The sequence below is a fragment of the Pseudooceanicola sp. DL12 genome, from assembly GCF_056270665.1.
In genome coordinates this window covers 2,183,443-2,207,421 of sequence record NZ_CM149884.1, presented here as the reverse complement: position 1 = coordinate 2,207,421, position 23,979 = coordinate 2,183,443, and the positions used below count along the sequence as shown (strand labels likewise).

At 63.1% G+C, this 23,979-nt stretch carries 22 protein-coding genes; 15 read left to right on the top strand and 7 right to left on the bottom strand.

The genetic code is table 11. The annotated features are described in order from the left end of the window. Window positions 1-91 precede the first annotated feature (91 nt). Genes AC0WR5_RS10325 through AC0WR5_RS10310 form a run of 4 tightly spaced genes read left to right on the top strand, consistent with a single transcriptional unit; the run spans window position 92 to window position 4,159 of the window. A complete protein-coding gene (locus AC0WR5_RS10325; RefSeq protein WP_475868848.1) occupies window positions 92-1,120 on the top strand; it encodes a cytochrome c oxidase subunit II in 1,029 nt (342 codons plus the stop codon). Next, window positions 1,117-3,186 (top strand): cbb3-type cytochrome c oxidase subunit I, encoded by a 2,070-nt coding sequence (locus tag AC0WR5_RS10320; protein ID WP_475868846.1) that lies wholly within the window; start codon window positions 1,117-1,119, stop codon window positions 3,184-3,186. The genes AC0WR5_RS10325 and AC0WR5_RS10320 overlap by 4 nt, the downstream gene beginning before the upstream one ends. Beyond that, window positions 3,183-3,827 carry a cytochrome c oxidase subunit 3 gene (locus AC0WR5_RS10315; RefSeq protein ID WP_475868844.1) on the top strand — a complete coding sequence of 215 codons (645 nt, stop codon included), beginning with the start codon at window positions 3,183-3,185 and terminating at the stop codon, window positions 3,825-3,827. Before AC0WR5_RS10320 ends, AC0WR5_RS10315 begins: the two co-directional genes overlap by 4 nt. Then, entirely contained in the window at window positions 3,824-4,159 is a 336-nt protein-coding gene (locus AC0WR5_RS10310; RefSeq protein WP_475868842.1) for a cytochrome o ubiquinol oxidase subunit IV, read from the top strand. The genes AC0WR5_RS10315 and AC0WR5_RS10310 overlap by 4 nt, the downstream gene beginning before the upstream one ends. Window positions 4,160-4,435: 276 nt before the next feature. Here the strand turns inward: AC0WR5_RS10310 and AC0WR5_RS10305 are convergent, their stop codons facing one another. Genes AC0WR5_RS10305 through AC0WR5_RS10295 form a run of 3 tightly spaced genes read right to left on the bottom strand, consistent with a single transcriptional unit; the run spans window position 4,436 to window position 7,462 of the window. Then, complete coding sequence (locus AC0WR5_RS10305; RefSeq protein ID WP_475868840.1) at window positions 4,436-5,128, bottom strand: GntR family transcriptional regulator; 693 nt, start codon at window positions 5,126-5,128, stop codon at window positions 4,436-4,438. Continuing rightward, complete coding sequence (gene argE, locus AC0WR5_RS10300) at window positions 5,115-6,278, bottom strand: acetylornithine deacetylase (protein WP_475868839.1); 1,164 nt, start codon at window positions 6,276-6,278, stop codon at window positions 5,115-5,117. The genes AC0WR5_RS10305 and argE overlap by 14 nt, the downstream gene beginning before the upstream one ends. After that, complete coding sequence (locus tag AC0WR5_RS10295) at window positions 6,278-7,462, bottom strand: M24 family metallopeptidase (protein ID WP_475868837.1); 1,185 nt, start codon at window positions 7,460-7,462, stop codon at window positions 6,278-6,280. Before AC0WR5_RS10295 ends, argE begins: the two co-directional genes overlap by 1 nt. A 181-nt stretch (window positions 7,463-7,643) precedes the next feature. On the opposite strand from AC0WR5_RS10295, the gene eutB reads away from it, so the two are divergent. From eutB to AC0WR5_RS10280, 3 genes are all read left to right on the top strand, one after another. After that, window positions 7,644-8,675, top strand: coding sequence for a hydroxyectoine utilization dehydratase EutB (eutB, locus tag AC0WR5_RS10290; RefSeq protein WP_475868835.1), 1,032 nt, complete (start codon window positions 7,644-7,646; stop codon window positions 8,673-8,675). Further along, window positions 8,665-9,645, top strand: a complete 981-nt coding sequence (locus tag AC0WR5_RS10285; RefSeq protein ID WP_475868833.1) for a cyclodeaminase — start codon at window positions 8,665-8,667, stop codon at window positions 9,643-9,645. The genes eutB and AC0WR5_RS10285 overlap by 11 nt, the downstream gene beginning before the upstream one ends. A 188-nt stretch (window positions 9,646-9,833) precedes the next feature. Beyond that, window positions 9,834-11,204, top strand: coding sequence for an aminotransferase class III-fold pyridoxal phosphate-dependent enzyme (locus tag AC0WR5_RS10280; RefSeq protein WP_475868832.1), 1,371 nt, complete (start codon window positions 9,834-9,836; stop codon window positions 11,202-11,204). Between the two features lie 136 nt (window positions 11,205-11,340). On the opposite strand, the gene mepK is transcribed toward AC0WR5_RS10280, so the two are convergent. After that, window positions 11,341-11,910: a peptidoglycan L,D-endopeptidase MepK gene (mepK, locus tag AC0WR5_RS10275; RefSeq protein ID WP_475868830.1), complete on the bottom strand. Its 570-nt coding sequence runs from the start codon at window positions 11,908-11,910 to the stop codon at window positions 11,341-11,343. A gap of 402 nt (window positions 11,911-12,312) precedes the next feature. On the opposite strand from mepK, the gene AC0WR5_RS10270 reads away from it, so the two are divergent. The 4 genes from AC0WR5_RS10270 to AC0WR5_RS10255 are packed head-to-tail and all read left to right on the top strand — an operon-like array spanning window position 12,313 to window position 16,567. Further along, entirely contained in the window at window positions 12,313-13,935 is a 1,623-nt protein-coding gene (locus AC0WR5_RS10270) for a L,D-transpeptidase family protein (RefSeq protein ID WP_475868828.1), read from the top strand. Window positions 13,936-13,972: 37 nt separating this feature from the next. Continuing rightward, a complete protein-coding gene (locus tag AC0WR5_RS10265) occupies window positions 13,973-15,064 on the top strand; it encodes a UDP-3-O-(3-hydroxymyristoyl)glucosamine N-acyltransferase (RefSeq protein ID WP_475868826.1) in 1,092 nt (363 codons plus the stop codon). 34 nt (window positions 15,065-15,098) lie between these two features. After that, on the top strand, window positions 15,099-15,362 hold the full coding sequence (locus AC0WR5_RS10260; RefSeq protein WP_475868825.1) for an acyl carrier protein: 264 nt from the start codon (window positions 15,099-15,101) through the stop codon (window positions 15,360-15,362). Next, entirely contained in the window at window positions 15,359-16,567 is a 1,209-nt protein-coding gene (locus AC0WR5_RS10255) for a beta-ketoacyl-[acyl-carrier-protein] synthase family protein (RefSeq protein ID WP_475868823.1), read from the top strand. Before AC0WR5_RS10260 ends, AC0WR5_RS10255 begins: the two co-directional genes overlap by 4 nt. A gap of 93 nt (window positions 16,568-16,660) precedes the next feature. Here AC0WR5_RS10255 and AC0WR5_RS10250 read toward each other — a convergent pair whose 3' ends face one another. Further along, window positions 16,661-17,266 (bottom strand): invasion associated locus B family protein, encoded by a 606-nt coding sequence (locus tag AC0WR5_RS10250; protein ID WP_475868821.1) that lies wholly within the window; start codon window positions 17,264-17,266, stop codon window positions 16,661-16,663. 342 nt (window positions 17,267-17,608) lie between these two features. Here AC0WR5_RS10250 and AC0WR5_RS10245 point away from each other — a divergent pair, with 342 nt between their 5' ends. Further along, the gene (locus AC0WR5_RS10245; RefSeq protein ID WP_475868819.1) at window positions 17,609-17,926 is read left to right on the top strand and encodes a hypothetical protein; all 318 of its coding nucleotides are present in this window, start codon (window positions 17,609-17,611) and stop codon (window positions 17,924-17,926) included. Window positions 17,927-18,208: 282 nt separating this feature from the next. Further along, the gene (locus AC0WR5_RS10240) at window positions 18,209-19,348 is read left to right on the top strand and encodes a PQQ-dependent sugar dehydrogenase (protein ID WP_475868817.1); all 1,140 of its coding nucleotides are present in this window, start codon (window positions 18,209-18,211) and stop codon (window positions 19,346-19,348) included. A 48-nt stretch (window positions 19,349-19,396) separates the two neighbouring features. On the opposite strand, the gene AC0WR5_RS10235 is transcribed toward AC0WR5_RS10240, so the two are convergent. Further along, on the bottom strand, window positions 19,397-20,404 hold the full coding sequence (locus AC0WR5_RS10235) for a GlxA family transcriptional regulator (RefSeq protein ID WP_475868815.1): 1,008 nt from the start codon (window positions 20,402-20,404) through the stop codon (window positions 19,397-19,399). A gap of 170 nt (window positions 20,405-20,574) precedes the next feature. On the opposite strand from AC0WR5_RS10235, the gene AC0WR5_RS10230 reads away from it, so the two are divergent. Further along, a complete protein-coding gene (locus tag AC0WR5_RS10230) occupies window positions 20,575-21,942 on the top strand; it encodes a class II 3-deoxy-7-phosphoheptulonate synthase (RefSeq protein WP_475868813.1) in 1,368 nt (455 codons plus the stop codon). A gap of 102 nt (window positions 21,943-22,044) precedes the next feature. On the opposite strand, the gene AC0WR5_RS10225 is transcribed toward AC0WR5_RS10230, so the two are convergent. Further along, window positions 22,045-22,794 carry a PAS domain-containing protein gene (locus AC0WR5_RS10225; protein WP_475868811.1) on the bottom strand — a complete coding sequence of 250 codons (750 nt, stop codon included), beginning with the start codon at window positions 22,792-22,794 and terminating at the stop codon, window positions 22,045-22,047. A gap of 279 nt (window positions 22,795-23,073) precedes the next feature. Between AC0WR5_RS10225 and AC0WR5_RS10220 the strand changes: the two genes are divergently transcribed. After that, the gene (locus AC0WR5_RS10220) at window positions 23,074-23,964 is read left to right on the top strand and encodes a YicC/YloC family endoribonuclease (protein WP_475868809.1); all 891 of its coding nucleotides are present in this window, start codon (window positions 23,074-23,076) and stop codon (window positions 23,962-23,964) included. The last annotated feature ends 15 nt before the right edge of the window (window positions 23,965-23,979 follow it).

Here is a 23,979-nt window from a genome sequence, read left to right as displayed (position 1 = left end):
GACAAACTGTCAAACCCGCTATCCCGTTGAAATTCGTATCTGAGAGGAATCTACGTCTGGCTGGCCCATAAACCAGCAAAGGATTTCTCGCGTGCAAGCGCCACTCGATAGATCAAGACACAAACTCTTCGCCAGTGGAGGCCGAGCGCTGCTCGCCGCTTCCGCGGCCCTCATCGCCACGATTCCAACAGCCGGCAGCGCTGCGGAGAGCTTCCTCTCTCCGGCCGGGCCGGTTGCCAAGGAAATCGGGTTCCAGTTTTACTTCATCGTCGGCGTCATGATCCTCGTGATCCTGCCGATCTTCATCTCGTTGCCGTTCATTCTGTATCGGTTCCGGCTGAAGGACGATGGAGACGGTACCGCGCGTGGCTCCTATAAACGCAACTGGGACCACAACACGCTCCTCGAGGTCCTGGTTTGGGGCGGGGCAGGCCTGGCCATCATCGCGATGGGTACCATGGTTTGGATCTCTACCCACCAGCTCGATCCCTACAAGCCGCTCGATGACGACCCGTTCGATGTCGAACTGGTGACGTACGACTGGGGCTTCATGTTCATCTACCCCGAAGAGAACGTGGCCACGGTGAACGAGCTGATCATCCCGACCAACGAACCCGTCCGGATCAAGCTGACCAGTGACTCTGTCATGCAGTCGGTCTTCATCCCGAAACTCGCCGGGCAGATCTATGCCATGGCGGGCATGCAGACGATGCTGAACTTCGTCTCGCACGAAGACGGAACCTTCGAAGGCCGGAACACCCAGTACAACGGCGAAGGCTTTGCGGATCAGACCTTTGAGGTCCAATCCCTGAACGCCGACGATTTCGCCGCGAAGATGGCCGACCTCCAGACCGCGCCCGACGAGCTGACCCACGAGAGCTTCGACGCGGTTGTCGCGGGCTCCGGTGTCACGAGCTTCGGCTCGGTCGAGGACGGCTTCTTCGTTGATCTGATGGCAAGCTTTGGCGGCCATGACATGATGGGGCACGTGATGAAGCTGGATGAGGAGGCGGATCAGGCAGATCACGCGGCCGGCACCCATGCTTCCACGGACCCTGCTGACGAAAGCACGGAAACCTCCGACATGAACCAAAAACAAGAAGTGGAGGGGCAGGAATGAGCGGACTATTCGGCAACCTGACCTGGAACGACTTCGCGCTTATCCCGCTGTTCCAGGACCCCAACCTCAATAACATCATCGCCGGCGGCGCCACCGCCGCCGTTATCCTCGGCGGTCTCGCCGTGGTGGTGCTCCTGACCGTCATGCGCTGGTGGGGCCCCCTGTGGCGCGACTGGCTGACCACCATGGACCACAAGCGCATCGGTATCATGTATATCGTTGTCGCACTGGTGATGTTCGCTCGCGCCCTGGCCGAGGCCATCGTGATGCGGATGCAGCAGATGATGGCCGTCGGCAGCGACGGCTTCCTGAGCTCCGAGCACTTCGGTGAGCTCTTCACGACCCACGGCACGATCATGATCTTCTTCGTGGCCATGCCGATCCTGGCCGGCCTGATGAACTACGTCATGCCGCTGCAACTCGGCGCCCGCGACGTCAGCTTCCCGATGATGAACGCCGTGTCGCTGATGTTCACCGTTGCCGGTGCCGCGCTGACCATGGTGTCGCTTGTCCTCGGCAAGTTCGGGACCGGTGGCTGGACCATGTATCCGCCCTATGCCGAAATCCAGTTCTCTCCGGGTGTCGGTGTCGACTACTGGATCTGGGCTGTGACCCTTGCGGGTATCGGTACCACGCTGACGGGTGTGAACTTCATCGTCACGATCCTGCGCATGCGCGCGCCGGGCATGAAGCTGATGCACATGCCGCTGTTCAGCTGGTCGACCTTCTGCACCGCGATCCTGATGGTCTTCGCGATGCCGCCGCTGACGGTTGCTGCCCTCATGCTGGCCCTCGACCGCTACTTCGGGTTCCACTTCTTCACCAATGACGCCGGTGGCGACATGATGAACTATGCGAACCTGTTCTGGCTGTTCGGCCACCCGGAAGTCTACATCCTGGTTCTGCCGGCCTTCGGCGTCTACTCGGAAGTCTTCCAAACCTTCTCGGGCAAGCGCATCTACGGCTACACTTCGCTGGTCTGGGCCACCATGGCCATCGGCGTGCTGTCGTTCACCGTGTGGCTGCACCACTTCTTCACCATGGGCTCCTCGGCCAACGTCAACGCGGCCTTCGGTATCGCGACGATGCTGATCGGTGTGCCGACGGGCGTGAAGATCTATGACTGGCTGCTGACGATGGTCTATGGCCGGGTCCGCATCCGCACTCCCATGCTCTTCTCGACCTACTTCCTGCTGACCTTCGTGATCGGTGGTGCAACGGGCATTCTGCTGGCTAACCCGCCGGTCGACTTCTCGACGCACAACACGCTGTTCCTGGTCGCCCACTTCCACAACGTGATCATCCCCGGCGTGCTCTTTGCATCCTTCGCCGCGATCCAGCTGTGGTTCCCGAAAGCCTTCGGCTATCGCCTGGACGAGAAGTGGGGCCGGATTTCCTTCTGGCTCTGGGCCCCGGGCTTCCTGCTCGCCTTCATGCCGCTCTACGTGATCGGTCTTGGTGGTGCGCCGCGTCGTTCGATGTCCCTCGACAACCCCGACTTCCAGCCCTGGGTGATCGTTGCCTTCATCGGTGCGCTGCTTCTGGGCCTGGGTCTTCTGGCCACGATCATCCAGTACGGTGTCTCCTTCATCAAGCGCAAGGAACTTGCCGTGCCGCTTGGCGATCCCTGGGACGCCCGCACGCTGGAATGGTTCTCGCCTTCGCCGCCCTTCGAATGGAACTTCTCGGTCAACCCCGTCGTTACCGAGCGTGACCAGTTCGCGGCGATGAAGGAAGCCGGCACGGCCTACGCCTCGCCGACGCACTACGAAGACGTTCACATGCCCAAGAACAGCGCAGCCGCGCCGATCATCGGGCTCTTCGCAACCATCTTCGGTTTCGCCTTCGTGTGGAGCATCTGGTGGGCGGTGATCCTCGGCTTCGTCGGCGGCTTCGCGGTGCTGATCTTCCGCAGCTTCGTGCGCGATACCGGCAAGATCATCCCGGCATCCGAAATCAAGGCCGCAAACGAAGCCTGGCTTGCAGCCGTCAATGCTGCTCCGGCCATCCCGCGTCGCCTTGAAGTGACCTCGCAAAACCTCGGGAAAGCAGAGGTGGTGAAATGAGCCAAGCTAACGTGACACTCAACGGTCAGGCCGGGGATCCGGGCGCGCACGAACACGAGCACGTGCACGACATTGAAGGCGACACCATGTTCGGCTTCTGGATCTTCATGATGAGCGACCTTCTGCTCTTCTCGCTCCTGTTCGCCACCTACGGCTCCATGTCGGTCCACGGGATCGCACAGGGCCCGGCGGCCCGCGAGATCTACGAGATCGGCGGCGTCTTCTGGCAGACCATGTGCCTGCTGGGGTCGTCGGCCACGATCGGCCTCTCGCTCATTGCGATGAAATATCGCAAGTCGAACAAGGAGATGCTGATCTGGCTCGCCGTGACCTTCGTGCTGGGCCTGGGCTTCCTGGGCCTCGAGATCCGCGACTGGTACATCATGTGGGTTCACCACGGTGCCACGCCGATGGTCTCGGGCTACCTGTCGATCTTCTACCTGCTGACGGCCACGCACTTCGTGCACGTCTCGGCCGGCATGATCTGGATGATCGTGATGGTGTTCCAGTTCATGGTCTTCGGCAAGGACGACATGATGGTTCGCCTGCGCTTCGAGCGCCTGTCGATCTTCTGGCACCTGCTGGACGTCGTCTGGATCGGCATCTTTTCCTTCGTCTTCCTTTATGGAGTTGCCTCATGAGCGCGCATCAGAACGACCTGCACAGCTCTCCTGAAGAGCAGGAAAAACATGATCTGACCATGATCTACCTGGGCACCTTCGTGTCGCTGCTGCTGACGGTGATCCCCTTCGGGATGATCACCTTCGGCATCGCGACCGGCATGGCCGCCCTGGCCTGGCTGACGGTCTTCGCAGTCCTTCAGCTCGTGGCACAGTTCTACTACTTCCTGCACTTCGACTTCAGCGAGAAGAACCGGGACAACCTCTATCTCCTGGCCTTCACGCTGGTGATGATGTTCCTGATGGTCGGCGGCACGCTCTGGCTGCTCTACGACCAGCACGCACGGATGTAAGCGGGACCAACCCGTTGATGACATCGAAACGCCCCGGCAGATTTTGCCGGGGCGTTTTTTTTTGTTTCGGCGCCGGACAGAGATATCTGCCGGTGGGATGTCGGTCATGCGACGGTGCGATCCGGCGATGTTCCGGACCTCGGCAAGCGAGGTCCGGAGCCTCCGGCGGGGATACTTGAGGCCAGATGAACGAGCGCCACCTCTCCCCGTCAGCTGGCCATAAATATCCCGGGGGAGGCGGCCGGAGGCCGGCGGGGGCAGAGCCCCTGCGCCGGTTCAGCCGGCTTTGCGGCGGGCCTGCATGCGGCGCCAGGACATCGAGACATGCGCCCGGTGGATCAGCGCGGCGGCTTCGAGGTCACCTTCCTCCAGCGCCGCCACCACGTCCTCGACCTCTCGTGCAAAGAGATCAAGTTCCTGCGCAAGGTCGAGCTGGGTGGACATCAGCGAATGTACCCAGATGCGCGCGGTCTGGAAGTAGAGGTGGCGTGTCGTGTCCATGAGCGGCGCATTGGCCGAGAGCTCGGACTGTGCCAGGATGAAGTCCATGATCAGCTGTGCGAAGGGCCGCGGCACGTCCGGGTCGGGCGTGAGGGCGCGGGCGCGAACCGCGAGCCGGCGAAAGCGGGACAGGAGGTCGGCCGAGGGGGACACCGGATCGAGCTGTCCGGCGAGGGAGGCGAGCTCGAGACGCAGCCGGTAAATCTGGTCGAGTTCCTCGTCTCGCAGGTCGGTGACGAAGGTGCCGACCCCATGCACAGAGGAGACCAGCCCGGCAGCCTCGAGACGGGCCAGTACGCGTCGCAGCGGCGTGCGGGAGATGCCGAATTCGGCGGCCAGTTCTGCCTCGGAGAGCTTCATGCCCGGCGGATAGTCGAGCAGGCATATCCGGTCGCGGAGCTCTTCCTCGAGCTGTTCGGCCCGTTCCAGGGCCGAAAGCGAGGTTTCCTCGGCCTCAACCGGCGGCATGGGCAGCCCCGAGCTTGGCCAGCATGTCGAGGCATTGAGCCAGCTGGTCCAGGGTGACGAATTCGTCGGGCTTGTGCGCCTGTTCGATCGAGCCCGGGCCGCAGAGCACCGCCTGGATGCCCAGTTGCTGGAACAGCCCGGCCTCGGTGCCGAAGGGAACGCAATGGGCCCCGTTGTTGCCGGTCAAGTGCTGACAGAGGTCGCGCGCGTCGTTCGCGGCCATGGGCAGCAGGCCCACGACCTCGCCGATCACCTCGGTCTCGATCCCGGCGCCGGAAAATGTGGCCTGCATCGCCGGAAGCAGCTCTTCCTCGCAATAGCGGGCCACCGAGGTTTTCACGAAGGCCATGTCCTCGTCGTTGATCGGGCGCATTTCCCATTCCAGCGTTGCGGCCCCCGGGATCACGTTATGGGCGATGCCGCCGTGCAAGGCGCCGATGTTGATCGTGGTCTCAGGCGGTGTGAAGGGGCTGTCTTGCGGGGCGCGAGCCTTCAGCTCCGCGCGCAGGGCGGTGAGATGGGTGATCAATCGGGCGGCGTATTCGACGGCGTTGACACCAGCCTCGGGCGAGGAGCCATGCCCCTCGGAGCCGGTGAAACGGGTGGTATATTCGCAGACGCCCTTGTGCCCCTCGACCACCTGCATCTGGGTCGGTTCGCCGATGATCGCCAGTGCCGGCCGGGTGGGCCGGGATTTCAGCACCTCGACCAGGTCGAGGGCGCCCAAGCAGCCGACCTCCTCGTCATGGGTGAAGGCAAAATGGATGGGCCGCGTCCGGCAATGCTGCGCAAGTGCGGGCGCCATGGCCAGGCAGGCGGCGATGAACCCCTTCATGTCGCAGGCGCCGCGCCCGAAGAGCGCGCCGTCGCGTTCGGCCATGTCGAAGGGGTCATGGGTCCAGGGTTGATCGGCCACCGGCACCACGTCGACATGGCCCGAGAGCACCAGCCCGCCATCGACATCAGGGCCGAGGGTGGCCCAGATGTTGGCCTTGGTGCCGGCGGCATTGCGCAGCACCTCGACCCGGGCGCCGGCGGCGCGCAGCTGTTCGGCGATATAGCCGACAGCATCGAGGTTGCTGTCGGCGGAAATGGTGGGAAAGGCGATCAGCTGTCGCAGGATCGCCTTGGTCGTTGCGAGATCGGTCATCAGTCTTTCACGAAAAGCTGGCGCGGCACGTTACAGAGCGTCTCGGCCGGTCCATCCTCTCGTATCAGGATCGTCTCGGTGGTTTCCATCCCCCAGCTGTCCATCCAGAGGCCGGGCATGAAGTGGAAGGTCATCCCAGGCTCCAGGACGGTCTCGTCCATGGCGCGGATCGATGCGGTGTGTTCGCCCCAGTCGGGCGGGTAGGATAGCCCCACGGCATAGCCCGCGCGGTTGGGCCGCTCGATCCCCACCTTCAGCAGCTCGACATCGAGCGCCCGGGCGATGTCGCAGGCGCGGTTGCCGGGGCGGGCGACCTCGATGCCGGCGTTCAACCCCTCGGTGAGGGCCTTGGAGGCATCGACCATGAATTCCGGCGGCTTGCCGAAGAAGATCGTACGGCAGAGCGGCGCGTGGTAGCGACGGTAGCAGCCGGATTGCTCGATGAAGGTGGCCTCGCCCTTTTTCAGCGCCTCGCCGTTCCAGGTGAGATGGGGGGCGGAGGCATCCTCGCCCGAGGGCAGCAGCGGCACGATGGCCGGGTAATCGCCCCAGCTGTCATCCTCGCCCTGCACCGAGGTCTTGTAGAGCTCGCCCACGAGGTCGTGCTTGCGCATCCCGGGCTCGGCCAGCTCGATGGCGCGTTCGATCACCAGTTCGGAGATCCGAGCGGCGCGGCGCATGAAGGCCAGCTCTTCCTGGCTCTTGATCAGGCGCTGCCAGTTCACCAGCGTCGAGGCATCGAGGATCGTGGCCTCGGGCAGCCCGTCGAGCAGCACGGCGTGGGCGCGGGCGGTGTAGAAATAGGTCTCCATTTCCACGCCGATGCGCGCATTGCCGTAACCCATGATGCGCAGGTGGCTGGCGAGGTCCTCCATCGGGTGGATGTCGGGGGCTTGGATATAGCGATCGGCGTAGAACAGGATGTGGTCGTGCTCCATCCAGACGGTGCGCTTGGCGCCGTTGGCGTCCTGCAGGCGGCCCCACCAGTAGGGCTCGCCCTCCAGTGGCAGGATTACGCCCTGGTGGACGTAGAAGGACCAGCCGTCATAACCTGTGAGGTAATTCTGGTTCGAGGGGTTGGTGACGAAGAGCACGTCGATCCCGGCCTCGGCCATGGCCTGACGGGTGATAGCGAGGCGCCGCTGATATTCGGCGGCCGAGAAGGGGGCTTTGCTGGCGGGCATCTGTTGCGTCCTATTTGTGCACATCTTGAACAGACACATCCCCTCGATGCTGCATGTACCGCCAAATTTGTCTGGATTCGCGCCAAAGCCTCTGGCAGTCAGATAGCGACTCGGGTGGTGTTGTGCACATCATCTGATTTATCACCCCGAAGATCGTCAATGCAGAAGGATCATCACCCTGATGGAAACCCGTGCAACAGCCCTGGCCACCAAAGGCGGCGCCCGCGAATTGGGCGTGACGCTCGGCGATGTGCAGGCCGCTGCCATGGTAATCCGGGGGCAGGCGGATGGCACGCCTATGGTGCCCTCGGGGATGATGGAGGGGCTGTGGCTGAAGCTGGAGAGCTGTCAGCCCATGGGCGCCTTCAAGCTGCGGGGCGTATTGAACGCTCTGGCGGGGATCGAGGCGCCGGGGGTGACCTGCTGTTCCACCGGGAACCACGGGCGGGCGCTGGCCTGGGCCGCGAGGGCGTCGGACAGGCTGGCGGTGATATGCATGTCGGAGCTGGTGCCGGAGGTGAAGGTCGCTGGGATCCGTGCGCTTGGGGCCGAGGTGGTGATCCATGGCCGGAGCCAGGATGCGGCGCAGCTGGAGAGCAGTCGGATCGCCCGGGATGACGGGCTGGTGGAAGTGCCGCCGTTCGACGACCCGGCGGTGATCGCCGGCCAGGGCACGATGGCGCTGGAAATGCTCTCCGCGCGACCGGATCTTGAATGCCTGCTGGTGCCGCTTTCGGGCGGAGGGCTGGCGGCTGGCGTGGCGCTGGCCGCGAAGGCGGTCAAACCCGGCATCCGGGTGATAGGCGTGAGCATGGCGCGTGGCGCGGCCATGGCGGCCTCGCTGAAGGCGGGCCGTCCGGTGGAGGTGACCGAGGTGGCGAGCCTGGCGGATTCGCTGGGCGGTGGCATCGGTCTGCAGAACCGCTGGAGCTTTGAACTCTGCCGGGCGCTCCTCGACGATGTCGTTCTCTTGAGCGAGGCGGAGATCGCGCGGGGCATGCAGGCGCTCTATTTCGAGGACAGGCTGGTGGCGGAGGGCGCAGGCGCCGTGGGCGTGGCTGCGCTTCTGGCCGGCAAGGTGGAGAGGCGCGGGCCGGTCGCAACCATCGTGACGGGGCGTAACGTGGACATGGGCCAGTTCACCCGGGTGGTGACGGGCAAGGATGTGACGCTGGGCGACGTGAAGGTGCGGGGGGTGACCTATGGCGCATGACATCCGGATCCTGACGGAGGCGGAGCTGCGGGGGGCCGTGGGACTGGACGAGGCCGCGGTTGACGCCGTAGAGGCGGGGTTCGCGGCGCTGGCCCGCGGCGGTGTCGTGATGCCGCCGGTGCTGTCGATGACCCTGGAGGAAGCCCATGGCGAGGTCGACGTGAAGACAGCCTATGTGCCCGGGCTGGAGGGGTTTGCGCTCAAGGTGAGCCCCGGCTTCTTCGACAATCCCAAGGTGGGGCTGCCGAGTCTGATCGGCCTGATGATCCTGCTCTCGGCGCGCACCGGCCTGGTTCAGGCGGTGTTTCTAGACAACGGGTACCTGACGGACCTGCGCACGGCGGCGGCCGGCGCGGTGGCCGCGCGGCACCTGGCCGGAGAGGTGGAGACCTGCGGGATCATTGGCACCGGTGTGCAGGCACGTTTGCAGGCCAAGGCGGCGCACCTGGTGCGCCCCTTCGAAACCTGCCTTGTCTGGGGCCGCGATCAAGGACGGGCCGAAGCCTGTGCAGCAGATATTGCAAAGAGCACCGGTGCGATTTGCAAAGCGGTGGCGGCGCGGGAACACCTCTGTGCCCGAAGCCAGCTGATCGTCACCACGACGCCCGCCACGCAGCCCCTGATACGGGCCGGCTGGTTCAAACCCGGCACGCATGTGACCGCGATGGGATCGGACCAGGCGGGCAAGAACGAGATTGCGGCTGAGGTGCTGGCGGAGGTGGACGTCCTGGTGTGTGACCGGGTGAGCCAATGCGACCGGATGGGGGAACTGGCCACGGCCCGGCGTGCGGGGTTCTGGCTGCAGGATCCGCCGGAGGTGGGGCAGATCGTCACCGGAGAGAAGAGCGGCCGGACCGGTTCGGAACAGATCACCCTCTGCGATCTGACGGGAACCGGCGTGCAGGATACTGCCATTGCTGCCTTTGCCATGGGACGGATCGGCGATGCCGGAACAATGATCCGGGCCTGATACGGTGCCTTTGGGCGCCGCCGTGCGGTGTGCGGGGAACAGCCACCGCGCGGGATCAGGCCAACCGATGCCGCAGCGGCCTTCCGGGACGAAGGCCGTGGCGTGCCGGAAAACATGAATTTCGGCCCGCAAAGGGTTGATGAACCTATCAGAATGCCGGGTATGATCCGGCGCCGAAAGGAGCTGACATGCTGACGAACGATCAACTGTCGAAATGGGACCGCGAGTCCTTCTTCCATCCGTCGACCCACCTTGCGCAGCACGCCCGGGGCGAGACGCCGAGCCGGATCATCAAGACCGCCAAGGGGGTCTATATCGAGGACCGCGACGGAAAGGTGCTGCTTGATGCCTTTGCCGGCCTTTACTGCGTGAACGTGGGCTATGGTCGGATGGAGATAGCCGAGGCCATTGCCGACCAGGCGCGTGAGCTGGCCTATTACCACGCCTATGTGGGCCACGGCACCGAAGCGAGCGTGACGCTGGCGCACATGGTGATGGAGCGCGCACCGAAGGGCATGAGCAAGGTCTACTTCGGGCAGAGCGGGTCGGATGCGAACGAGACCAATATCAAGCTGATATGGTACTACAACAATATCCGGCAAAAGCCCGAAAAGAAGAAGATCATCTCTCGCTGGCGAGGCTATCACGGCTCCGGCGTGATGACCGGATCACTGACTGGCCTGGCGGGCTTTCACAACAAGTTCGACCTGCCGCGGGCACCCATCCTGCACACCGAGGCGCCCTATTACTTCCGCCGTCCGGCGGGGATCGAGAGCGAGGAGGCCTTTACCGCCCATTGCGTTGCCGAGCTTGAAGCGCTGATCGAGCGCGAAGGGGCCGACACGATCGCGGCCTTCATCGGCGAGCCGGTGCTGGGTACCGGGGGCATCGTGCCGCCACCCGCCGGCTACTGGGAGGCCATCCAGAAGGTGCTGGAAAAGCACGATATCCTGCTGGTGGTCGATGAGGTGGTCACCGGTTTTGGGCGTCTTGGCACGATGTTCGGAAGTGATCACTATGGGCTGAAGCCCGACTTGATCACCATCGCCAAGGGGCTGACCAGTGCCTATGCGCCGCTTTCGGGATCGATTGTCGGCGAGAAGATGTGGAAGGTGCTGGAGCAGGGTACCGACGAGAATGGCCCGATCGGCCATGGCTGGACCTATTCTGCGCACCCGATCGGGGCCGCAGCCGGGGTGGCGAACCTCAAGCTGATCGACGAGCTGGGGCTCGTCGCGAACGCCGGGCGCACGGGCGCCTATCTGAACGCGGCGATGAAGGATGCCCTTGGTGGTCACGCCAACGTCGGTGACATCAGGGGCGAGGGCATGATGTGCGCGTTGGAGTTCGTTGAAGACCGCGAGAAGCGCAGCTTCTTCGATGCCGACAGGAAGGTCGGCCCACAGATCGCCACGGCACTGGCCGCCGAGGGCGTGATCGGGCGGGCCATGCCTCAGGGAGATATCCTGGGCTTTGCGCCGCCGCTCTGCCTGACCGAGGGGGAGGCTGACCAAGTGGTGGCCGCCACGGTGAAGGCCGTGAAGAGCGTGCTGGGCTGACACGATCGGTCGACATAACGGGGCCCGGACACTTGTTCGGGCCCTTTCAACGGCTTGCGTGAAAGTTGCAAAAAAGAAGAGGCCGTCCGGAACCCGGGCGGCCTCTTGTGCGTTGAGAGAGTAGGACCCTGCGGCCTTATGCCCCCCAAGTGCGGACAGGGCCGCAATCCATATGGACGAAGTTCGACCTCGAGTATCGGCCGACGCCCCCGGCGTGGCAGGAGAGCGCAGCCTTGGCGATCTGGTTCACGCTGCGCGAGGCAAGCTGGAGATCGGCCGCCTGGGCCTTCATGTGGAGGGAATTCTTGGCGACACCGCTGGAGCGGGCACGCAGCATCGCGTTGGTTTGCGGCGACCGGTAGCCGGAGAGGAGCAGGTATGGCTCGCTCGTGTCCAGCAGGCTGTGCGACGCCGCGATGATGTCGATGGTGCGGGTGTCGACCGGCTTCTGGGTGCCCGTGCGCCAGTCGCGCATGAAGCTGGTGATCTCGTTGACGGCGTCCCGGATATATTCCCCTTCGACCCAGTAGATCATCTCGATCTTTTCACCAGTCCTGGAGGAATGCATGTGCACCCGTCGGATGTCACCTGCGTTTCGGAGGAAGCCCGCGGCCTTGGAATAGGTCGGTGCCGCAGTGAATGCCGTCGCTGCGAAGGCGCCCAAAAGGGCGCGTCGCGAAAATTTCGCGGAGCTCTGCTCTGTCATTTAGCGCTGTCCCGTCGCTTACCTGTTTTGTGCGGCCCGCGGTTTTAGTGCCACGGCGCCTTGCTGCCATCTCATCCCCAGATGCGAGGTTTTTATGACACGCAGACGGAGTTTCTCAAACCCCCATGGATAAAAACTGAAACAAACGGTCTGAAATCGGCGGTATCTTGCCAAAAAATGACGGTGGCTGAGCATCTGTCAGCGCATCGGAGCGCCGGGCGTTTCGCAAATGCATCGGTTGACAAAAGCTTTGCCGGATTAACTGTTTCGTGAGTGGACAGGGGCAAGCTGTTGTCTTCCTTGTGTTTCCGTGACGTATTGCGGCGTGTTTCGTGAAAGGATTTCCCGGTTATGCTGAAACTGTTGTCGTCTGTATCCTCCCGCGCGTGCGGGGTGGGCTCCATGCAACTCTGCGGGGCTTTGCGGGCCGGGGCCCTCGGCCTTGCGCTGCTCTCTGCGGCGCTGCCGGTGGCCGGACAGGCACAGGATCAGTCCGGAAGCTTTCTGCCGGTGACAGCCTTCAAGCAGGCCGTCGCCGAGAACCTGGACGGCAGCAAGCAGATCGCGGCCTATTACCGTGCCCATGATTTTGCACCGATCTGGACGGGTAGCGACGCGGCCTCGGCCGAACGACGTTCGGCACTGATCGCGGCGCTTCAAATGGCGCCGCAGCACGGGCTGCCCGCCGCCAAGTACGATGTGGATGCGCTGATTGCAAAGATGCGGGCCGCGCACACCAACCGCGAGCTGGGCGCTCTGGACGTTGCGATGAGCAAGCAGTTCATCGACGTGGCGACCGACCTGCAGACCGGCATCCTGACGCCGAGCAAGGTGGATGCGGAGATCCTTCGGGAAGTGCCGCTGCGCGACTATTCTCAGTACCTGGACGGGATCCAGGGCGATGATCCCATGGCGTTCGTCCGCAGCCTGCCGCCGCAGAACGGCGAATACAACCGGCTGCTGAAGGCCAAGATGAACCTGGAACGCCAGATCTCTGCCGGGGGCTATGGCCCGGAAGTGCAGGCGAGCGTGCTGAAGCCCGGCGCGACCGGCCGCGACGTGATTGCGTTGCGCAACCGGCTGAGCACCATGGGGTATCTGCATAACTCCCTGACCAGCGCCTATGATGACGAGATCATTGCCGCAGTGAAGGCATTCCAGGCAGATCACGGCCTGACCGTCGACGGCGTGGCGGGGCCCACCACCATGGGCGAGCTGAACGTGCCGATGGAAGACCGGCTGAAGTCGGTGATCGTGGCGATGGAGCGCGAACGCTGGCTGAACCGGCCGCGCGGCGACCGCCATGTCCTGGTGAACCTGGCGGATTTCTCGGCCAAGATCGTGGATTTCGACGAAGTCACCTTCGAGACGCGTTCGGTGATCGGCAAGAATGCCAAGGGGCGCCGCAGCCCGGAATTCTCGGATGTGATGGAGCACATGATCATCAATCCGACATGGAACGTGCCGCGGTCGATCGTGGTCAAGGAATACCTGCCGCAGCTACAGCAGAACCCCTATGCCGCCGGTCAGCTGAACCTGATCGATGCCCGGGGGCGGGTGGTGCCGCGGGATGCGGTGGATTTCACCCAGTTCACGCCGCAGAACTTTCCCTTCGACATGAAGGAGCCGCCGAGCCAGGGCAATGCGCTCGGCCTGGTGAAGTTCATGTTCCCGAATGCCAACAACATCTATCTGCACGATACGCCATCGAAGAGCCTGTTTGCCCGCGAGACCCGTGCCTATTCGCACGGCTGCATCCGGCTTCAGGATCCTTTCGATTTCGCCTATGCGCTGCTGGCGCCTCAGACGGACGATCCGGAAGGGCTGTTCCAGTCGAAGCTGCGCACCGGGCGTGAGAGCCAGATCAACCTGGAGACACCGATCCAGGTGCATCTGATCTACCGAACCGCGTTTACCGATGCTCGTGGCGACCTGCAGTTCCGCCGCGACGTCTATGGGCGGGATGCGGAGATCTGGGACGCGCTGGCGGCACAGGGGGTGGCAACGGCGCCTGTTCGCGGCTAAAGCAGTCCCTGAATATGTAACAGGGGGCACTGGCCATATGGCCCATGCAATCAAAGAGATCGCCGAAGCCCTGGGCTGTGAGGCCGCGGGCGCTGTGAACCTGATCGTCGATGGCGTGGCCGAGCCCGACTCGGCCAAACCCGGTCAACTGGCCCTGGCGATGAGCCCGAAATACGCGGAGGGTCTGGCCGCAGGCGGTGCCGAGGCCGCAATGCTCTGGGAAGGTGCCGACTGGCAGGCCCTCGGACTGAAGGCGGCGATCTTTGCGCCGCGGCCGCGCATGGCGATGGCGGGGCTGACGGCGCTGGTCGACCAGGGGCATGGCTACCCGCAGGGTATTCACCCGAGCGCAGTTATCGGCGAGGGCGCCGAGCTGGGCGAGGGGGTGTCGGTCGGGGCGTTCACAATGATCGCCCCCGGTGCGCGCATCGGGGCGGGCACCGTGATCGGGCCGCAGTGCTATATCGGTCCAGACAGCGTGATAGGCGCCGAAGGCCTGCTGCATGCCGGTGTGAAAATCGGACCGCGCGTGCATATCGGCAATCGCTTCATCGGACATTTCGGCCTGGTCGTGGGCGGTGACGGCTTCAGCTTTGTCACGCCCGAGGTCAACATGGTGGAACGCGCCCGTCATTCGCTGAGCGGCGAGGACGAGGGCACCGCCCAGAGCTGGGTGCGGATCCACTCGCTGGGTGCGGTCGTCGTGGGCGATGATTGCGAGTTCGGCTGCAACAGCACGATCGACGCGGGCACCGTGCGTGCCACGCGCATCGGCCATGGCACCAAGATCGACAATCTGAGCCACATCGCGCACAATTGCGTGGTGGGAAATGATTGCCTTTTCGCGGCCGGCGCCGGCGTGGCAGGATCGACCACGATCGGCAACAACGTCGTCTTTGGCGGCCAGGTCGGCGTGTCGGACAACCTGAGCATTGGCGACCGGGTAATGGTGGCCGGCAATGGCAAGATCCGCTCGAACGTGCCCGAGGGCCGCGTGATGATGGGCGATCCAGCGACGAAGATGGATATGCAGATCGACCTCTACAAGGCCTACCGACGGCTGCCACGGCTGTTCAAGCAGGTCGCGGAATTGCAGAAAGCAGTTTTCAAGGGAGGCGATAATGACTAAATCGGCGCAGAGCGCTCGAGAGGGGGACCCGTCCATGGCGGACATCAGGGAAAAGGTGATCGGAATCATTGCCGAACAGGCAGTTCTGGAGCCTTCGGACGTATCGCTGGACAGCACGCTGGAAGACCTGGGCATTGACTCGCTCGGTCTGGTCGAGAGCATTTTCGCCATCGAGGAAGCCTTTGACATCGAGGTGCCGTTCAACGCGAACGAGCCCGAGGCGAGCGATTTCGACATTTCGGACGTCCGCTCGATCATCGCCGGTGTCGAGAAGCTGGTGGCGGAACAGCACGCGTGAAGAGAGTCGTCATTACCGGCGCGGGCACGATCAATGCCCTGGGGCACGATGTGGCCGAAACGCTGGAGGCGTTCCGGGAAGGCCGTTGCGGTATCGGAGAGCTCGACGTGCGGGATTCCGCGCGGCTGAGCGTGACCATCGGGGCGCAGGTCAAGAACTTCAGCAGCGAGGGCCTGTTCAACCGCCAGCAGATGGCGCTCTATGACCGGTTCACGCAGTTTGCCCTGGTGGCCGCCCGAGAGGCGATTGCCCAGTCGGGGCTGACCTTTGCCGGCGAACTGGCACACAAGACGGGCGCGATACTGGGTAATTCCGGCGGTGGGATGACCACGATCGACGAGAATTACCGCAGCGTCTACGAAGAGGGGAAGAACCGGGTTCATCCCTTTGTAGTGCCGAAGCTGATGAACAACGCGGCCGCGAGCCACGTGAGCATGGAATTCAACCTGAAAGGCCCGACCTTTACCGTCAGCTCGGCCTGTGCCAGCTCGAACCACGCGATGGCTCAGGCGTTTCAGATGGTGCGGACCGGCATGAGCCCGGTGATGATCACCGGAGGCAGCGAGAGCATGCTGTGCTTTGGTGGCGTGAAGGCCTGGGAGGGCATGCGAGTCATGTCGAAGAGCGCCTGCCGCCCCTTCAGCGCCAACCGCAACGGCATGGTGCAGGGCGAGGGCGCGGGCATCTTCGTCTTCGAGGAATACGAGCACGCCAAGGCCCGCGGGGCCGAGATCCTGGCCGAGTTGGTGGGCTTTGCCATGTCCTCGGATGCCAGCGATATCGTGATGCCGTCGAAGCAGGGTGCAGCGCGGGCGATCGCGGGGGCTCTTGCCGATGCGCGGCTGAACCCCGAGGACGTAGGCTACATCAACGCCCATGGCACCGGCACGGCCGCCAACGACAAGACCGAGAGCGCGGCGGTGGCAGATGTGTTCGGTCGGCACGCGGACACCGTGATGATCAGCTCGACCAAATCGATGCATGGTCACCTGATCGGCGGAACCGGTGCGGTCGAACTGCTGGCCTGTATCATGGCGGTGCGGGACGGGGTGATCGCGCCGACGATCAATTATGAAGAACCCGATCCGGAATGTGCGCTCGACGTCGTACCGAACGAGGCGCGCGAGGCCAGGGTGGACGTGGCACTGTCGAATGCCTTTGCCTTTGGCGGGCTGAACGCCGTTCTGGCCCTGCGCAAGGTCTGAGCCGGAGACGGTTTCGGCGGGCATCGTGCCGGACATCAAAAAAAGCCGCCTGGCAGGTGCCGGCGGCTTTTTCGTTGTCCGAGAGACTGCGGGTTACTGACCCGGCAGTGCGGTCGTCTTGTCGAAGCCCGAGGTGAAGCCGATCAGGGAGATGGGCAGTTTCACCGTGACGTCAGGCGCCGTGTAGGGCCGGATGGTCAGGTTGGCCTGCTTGCCGTTTTTCATCGCGTCGATCTCGGGCTGGGTGAAGCCGACCTGGGCGACGCAGCCGACGCGGGTGCAGACGGAGAAGGGATACTTCTTGTCCGGGCTGCCATCGACGTTCAGCAGGATGCCGGAGGGCAGCAGCGTCTCGAGCGGGGCCACCACGTTGGCGCCGGCGACGGCCTGGCCACCATTGTCGACCTTGAAGATGGTGATCTCGGCAACCGGGTTGTCATTCTCGTCCTTCAGCAGCTGGTACAGCTGGCAGGGCTCATTGGTGCCGTCTTCGGTCTTGACGCATTGCAGCGTCCAGTCACCCGAAGTTTCCTTGGGATAGGTCTGGCCGACGCCGGGTGCGGCATTGGGATCCTCGCCCATGGAAAGGCCGGTCAGAGGCGCTTCGCCTTTGGACTGATCGTCCTGGGCAAGCGCCGGCACGCCGGCAAGGCAGCCGACGAGGGCCAGGGCGGTTGTGACTTTGGTAAAAACAGGCATGTCGTCCCCGATATGAAATTGTTTGGAGCCCGATTAACACGGCGGTTAAGCAGTGTCAGTCCCCAAGGCCGTTGCGGTGCCGTCAAATTTGCGGGAGTTTGCCGGATTGGCAAGGGCTTGCCGGTTTTCACCGGCTGCATGCCGTTGCCCTACAGGTGTTTGGCCAGCCTATCCCCTCGGGGCTGAGGTGCGAAAAGCGCGCGATGCAGCCTCTCGCGCAGGCCCAGATGCGTCACCAGGTCACGTGCGCGACTGTTCCGGGCGCGATGAGGGAAGGGGGAATTCGCGTCGGATCGAAAGAGGGCGGAAAGAACCGTTCCGGCGAAAGAAAAAGGAGCCCGGATGGACCCCTTTTCCCTTTTTTCTCTCCCCGTCGGACTGGCCGACTTGTGTTTGATTGAGACGCTAGGATGTTTGAATGGTGTCGTCAACAGGGAAAAAACGTCGCAACTGGACATCCTATTGGGGGAACGTAACATGCCCATGAAAGAGGCATTCCGATTGAAAGATTTTTCCCTTGTTCGACCGGGCTGCGAGAAAAAATCGGATTTTCCGTCGCTTCACAGCCTTTGGCGGTATGCCGGGGATTGCCTGTTATTTAAGCTGTTCCGGGATTTTGATTGCCGCGCGGCGGGCACCGGGCGGCCAGCGTGGATGTGAAAAAAAGGCCGCGCCATGAAAGGCGCGGCCAGTCTGACAGGGAGGAAGTCTGTCCCGGAGAGCAAGGAAGCAAGCCGGAACACCTCGAACCTGACACAAAGTGGTTAATGATTGCTTTTCGTTCTAGGCTGAGGCCGCAAACTGCGTGAGCAGAAACGCCATGGCAGCCTCTGCGAAAAGCTTGCGACTGGTAGAAATTTATCAATCATACGGCTTGTTAGCGCTGCAGGGTGCGCTAGGGTCTTTACCAACATTCTGTACGTCAAATGTGGAGCCAACGCGATGTTCACCACGGACAGCTGTCTCGCCCCGATGAGACTGGCCGCGATCGCGGCGGTGACGCTCGGGCTGACGCTTGGTCCGGTCAGGGCTGAGGCCGGCGAGGTTATGACCAAGTCCGGCCCCATGGTGATCCAGATGGCGGTCATGGGGCTCGACATGCCCTGGGCCTTTGACTTCCTGCCGGTTGAAGGGCTGCTGGTGGCGGAAAAGTCCGGCAAGCTGCTGCGCGTGGACAGCCATGGCGCGGTTTCGCTCGGCAATGTGCCGGAGGTCGCGGACTTGGGACAGGGGGGCTTGCTGGATGTGCTGGTGCCTCGAGACTATGAGACCAGCCACGAGATATTCCTGTCCTACTCGGTTCAGCAGGGGGATGGCGAGGGCACCGCTCTGGCACGGGCCGTCCTGAAGGACAATGCCGCCTCACTGGAACAGGTGGAAGAAATCTTCGAGATGGCGCCGGGAACCGAGGGCCGGCAACATTTCGGATCGCGTCTGGCCGAAGGCCCCGACGGCACGATCTACATGACCATCGGGGACCGAGGCGACAGTGCCCTTGCCCAGGATCTGAGCCAGCATGCGGGCAAGATCATTCGCGTCAATCGCGACGGTAGTGTGCCCGAGGACAACCCTTTCGTTGACATGCCCGGCGCCCAGCCGGAGATCTGGTGCTATGGGCACCGCAATCCGCTCGGCGCCGCGTTCGATCCGCAGGGGCGCTTCTGGATCACCGAACAGGGACCACGAGGCGGCGACGAAGTTAATCTGGTCGAGCCGGGGCATAACTATGGTTGGCCTCTGGTGACCTATGGGGTGGCCGTTTCGCCCGACAAGGCGCGGGTGATCAAGACGCTGCCCGGTATCGAACAGCCGGTCCTCCACTGGGATCCCTCGGTCATGCCGTCCGGGATCGCCTTTTATACCGGTGACCTGGTCAAGAGCTGGCAGGGCGATGCCTTTGTCGGGTCGCTGACGATGGATTACATCGCGCACCTCGACAAGGAGACGATGGCCGTGACCGAAACCATCCAGTCCCAGGAGACCAAGCGGGTACGGGACGTGGCGCTCGGGCCGGATGGGGCTCTTTGGTTCCTTTCGGAAGCCAACGGCGCATTGTACCGCATCGTGCCCGACACCTGGTAAGACCGGCGGCGCAAGACAAGCCGCGCCACTGGTCTGTTGTTCCGGGATTCAGATCGAGAGCCGCGCTGCCTGGCTGCCGCGCTCGCGGTAGGGGGTGGTGCTATACTGGGCGCGGTAGCATTTCGAGAAATGCGAGGGCGAGGCAAAGCCGCAGGACAGAGCCACATTGATCACCGACATATCCGTCTGCATCAGCAGGTTGCGCGCCTTTTGCAGCCGTAATTCCATGTAATAGCGTTTCGGCGAGCGGTTCAGATAACGACGGAAGAGCCTCTCGAGCTGTCGGGTCGACATGCCGACGTCCTTGGCAAGAATTGCGGGGCTGATCGGCTCCTCGATATTGGCTTCCATCATCTGGATGACCTGCGAGAGCTTCGGGTGCCGCACTCCGATCCGCGTCGGCACCGAGAGACGCTGGGTGTCCTGGTCGGTGCGGATCGAGGAATAGATCAGCTGGTCGGCCACGGCGTTGGCAAGCTCCTCGCCATGCTGATCCGCAATCAGCTTGAGCATAAGGTCGATGGAAGAGGTGCCCCCGGCAGTGGTCAGGCGATTTCCGTCGGCCACGAAGACGGATTTCGTCAGGAGGACTTCTTCGAAGGCCTCCTGGAAACTGTCCTGGTTCTCCCAGTGAATCGTGGCCCGACGACCGTCGAGAAGGCCGGCGCGGGCCAGTACGTAGGCGGCGGTGCAAAGTCCACCGATCGTCAGGCCCTTGCGCGACTCGCGACGCAGCCAGTTCAGAAGCTTGCGGCTGGTTTCGTCCTGCACCGCGATCCCCGCACAAACGAGCACTGTATCCTCGCGTGACAGCTCACCAAGCGGCCCGTCACATTGAAAGGCTGCTCCGCCGGAGCAGGAGACCATGTCGCCGTCCTCGCTCTGCATCTCCCAAGTATAGAGAGCCTGGCCGGACATGCGGTTTGCGATCCGCAGGCATTCCATGGCCGAGGCGAAGGAGAGCAGGGAAAAATTGTTGAGAAGTACGAAGATGAACCGACGCGTGCGGGCCGGGGGGACGGAAACTTTTTGAACCGAGGAGTCGAGCTCGGGCATGGCTGGACCTGCGAGTGCTGAGTGCCACGGGCAGGCAGGGCCCGCGGCGAATTATCGGGGCATCTGGGCAGAGCGCGGCAGCGACGTCAAGAGTCGCAAATCTATTGTGGCTCTTTGAAGCCGATCTCGGTATAGGCTTGACGCTCTAAACATCGAACCCGGAGGAAAAGATGGGTACCTGGCAGAAATCCGATTGGCGCAACAAGCCGCGGGTGCAGATGCCTGACTATCAGGATCAGGAAGCGCTGGCGGCCGTAGAGGCACAGCTTTCGAAATATCCGCCTCTGGTCTTTGCGGGTGAAGCCCGGACGCTGAAAGAGCAACTGGGCGCAGCCGGCCGCGGCGAGGCCTTCCTTTTGCAGGGGGGAGACTGCGCGGAGAGCTTTGCCGAATTCGGGGCCGACCAGATCCGCGACACCTTCAAGGTGCTGCTTCAGATGGCGATGGTCCTGACCTTTGGCGCCAAGGTGCCTGTGGTCAAGGTCGGCCGCATGGCCGGGCAGTTCGCCAAGCCGCGTTCGGCGCCCATGGAGACCGTTGGCGGCGTCGAGCTGCCCAGCTATCGCGGCGACATCATCAACGGCTTCGACTTCGATGCCGCCTCTCGGATCCCCGATCCGAACCGGATGCTGCAGGCCTATACCCAGGCTGCGGCGTCGTTGAACCTGCTGCGGGCCTTCTCGAAGGGGGGCTATGCCGACATTCATCGCGTTCACAGCTGGACGCTGGGCTTTACCGAAACCGAGGAAGCCGAACGCTATCGCGACATGGCCAACCGCATCCAGGACTCCCTGGACTTCATGCGGGCTGCCGGCCTGACCGCGGAGAGCGCACACGAGTTGAAGACGGTCGACTTCTACACCAGCCACGAAGCCCTGCTGCTGGAATACGAAGAGGCGCTTTGCCGTGTCGACTCGACCACCGGCAAATGGGTTGCGGGTTCCGGTCACATGATCTGGATCGGCGACCGCACGCGCCAACCCGATGGTGCGCACGTGGAATTTGCCCGTGGCGTCCAGAACCCGATCGGCCTGAAATGTGGCCCCTCGACGACGGCCGATGACCTCAAGGTCCTGATGGAGAAGCTGAACCCTGCCAACGAGATGGGGCGCCTGACGCTCATCGCGCGCTTTGGGGCCGGGAAGGCGGGCGATCACCTGCCGCGCCTTATCAAGGCCGTTCAGGAAGAAGGCGCGAATGTCGTTTGGTCCTGCGACCCGATGCACGGCAATACAGTCAAGGCCAACTCTGGCTTCAAGACACGCTTCTTCAACGCGATCCTGCAGGAAGTGCAGGAGTTCTTTGCGATCCACCGCGCCGAAGGCACCATTCCCGGCGGCGTGCATTTCGAGATGACAGGCAAGGACGTGACCGAATGCACCGGCGGCGTTCAGGAGATCACCGACGGTGACCTGTCGAGCCGTTACCACACTGCTTGCGATCCGCGGCTAAACGCAAGCCAGGCACTGGAACTGGCGTTCCTCGTGGCCGAAGAGCTGACGACACTGCGCGAAGAAAAGCTGGTGGCTGCGGGCTGAGGCCTGTCCGACAGCCATGAATCGGAAGGGCCGCCCGATCGGGTGGCCCTTTTCCGTGTGGCGGTGCGACGCACCTTCTAGCGTTTTGCCCCGTTGCGACGGCTATTCGCTGCCGGTGTCGACAACTTTCAGGTAGGGGCGCGGGCCCGGTTTAAGGCGGGTCTGACTGCCGCCGATGGTGTGAGCCTCGTAATCGGCGCGACCTTCGCGCAGGCCGGAAGCTGCGGGGGCCGGCGTTTCATGGCGCAGGGCCGGGCGCTCCGGTGTGGCGGAGGTGTCCTTTTCCTCGGTGGTCTTGAGGAAATCGCCAAGCAGCGGGGTGACTCGGTGGCCGGTGATGTCGAAGCGGCGTGGGCTGCGGCCGACCTCTCCGGAGGTGGCAATGCAACCAAGCGCGCGGGTGATGTCACCCAGGTCGCTCTTCATCGGCAGAACCAGCAGCTTTGCATCGAGCGAAGGCTTTCCGATGCCACGATCCGAATGCAGGTCGATCACCGCCTTGGCCGGGCTGTCGAAAACCTGTTCCAGGATTTCGCCCATGTCATTTCGGCTCGAGGCGGACACGAAGGCGGAGAGCGGCATGCCCCGCACTTCCATGCCCATCAACTCGGACAGGTGAGACCCGGCAATGCGCAGACGCGCGATGCCCGGCGCGATGCGTTCGAGGATGAAGGCGTATTCCAGTGCGCGTTCTATTCCGCGCGGATCGATATCGGACCGGCGCGGCACCAGGCGCCCGGCTCGAATCGCTTCCCAATAGGCTTCAACTTCGCTGACAGCGTTGAACCGCATCGCGTTCATGAAGCCGGACATGCTGATGACGGACTCGCCGTCGTCTGAATCCTTTGGCATTTTGACACTCCCGAATTTGTCATGCTGCCTCCGGTGAACGCCAAAAACAGAAACCGTGGGGTCCGGGGGGCCCCACAATGGTTAAGGTACGTTCACAGAGGTTACGTGAAGATTAACATGGCACATTTTCAGACAGTTTTCTGTTAAATTTCATCCAATGGTTAACCCTGCCTGACGCGGCGCCACGCACCGGTGCGGCAGATATTGCTCTTGCGACAGCGGTATATCCGGTATCTCATTGGAACTGCGAACGAAGAAAAGGGCAGGCAGAGAGCGCACATGGCCAAATCTATGACGGCCTTTGCATCGGCAAAGGGAAGCGACGCCGGATATGTCTGGAGCTGGGAGCTTCGGTCGGTGAATGCCAAGGGGCTGGACCTGCGTTTGAGGGTGCCCGACTGGGTGCCGGGGCTGGAGGCGCGGCTGCGCGGCGAGCTCGGCAAGGCGCTTGCCCGGGGTAGCGTGACGTTGAACCTGCGGCTGAACCGGGAGGAAAGTACCGGCGGACTTGTGGTCAATCATGGGCAGCTGGCTGCGGTGCTTGCCGCGCTGCGGAAGGTCGAGGTGGCCGCCGAAGACAAGGGCCTGACGCTGCAGGATTCCCGTGCCACGGACATCCTGGCCCTGCGCGGTGTCCTGGAAACTGCTGCCCCCGAGGAGGATGCCAAGGACCTGCCTGATAAGTTGCTGAGCGAATTTGCCCCGCTCCTGAAGGATTTCGTGGATATGCGGACCAGAGAGGGTGCGGCGATTGCCCTCGTCCTTTCTGCCCAGATCGATCAGATCGAAATCCTGGTTACACGTGCGGCAGAGGTCGTGACCGCCCGCCAGCCGCGCATGGAAGAAACCCTGAAGGCCGCGCTGGCCCGGGTGCTGGACAATGTTGCGGCGCAGGATCCGCAACGTGTGGCGCAAGAGCTCGCGCTGCTTGCGATCAAGGCGGATGTGACCGAGGAGTTGGATCGGTTGAAGGCGCATGTCGGCGCCGCGCGAGACCTGCTGACGCAGGATGGCGCGATCGGACGGCGGCTCGATTTTCTGAGCCAGGAGTTCAATCGCGAAGCCAACACGCTGTGTTCCAAGGCGCAGGACATGGAACTGACGGCCGTTGGCCTGGAGCTGAAGGCCGTGATCGACCAGATGCGGGAGCAGGTTCAGAACATAGAGTAGCCGGGCAGGGCGTGC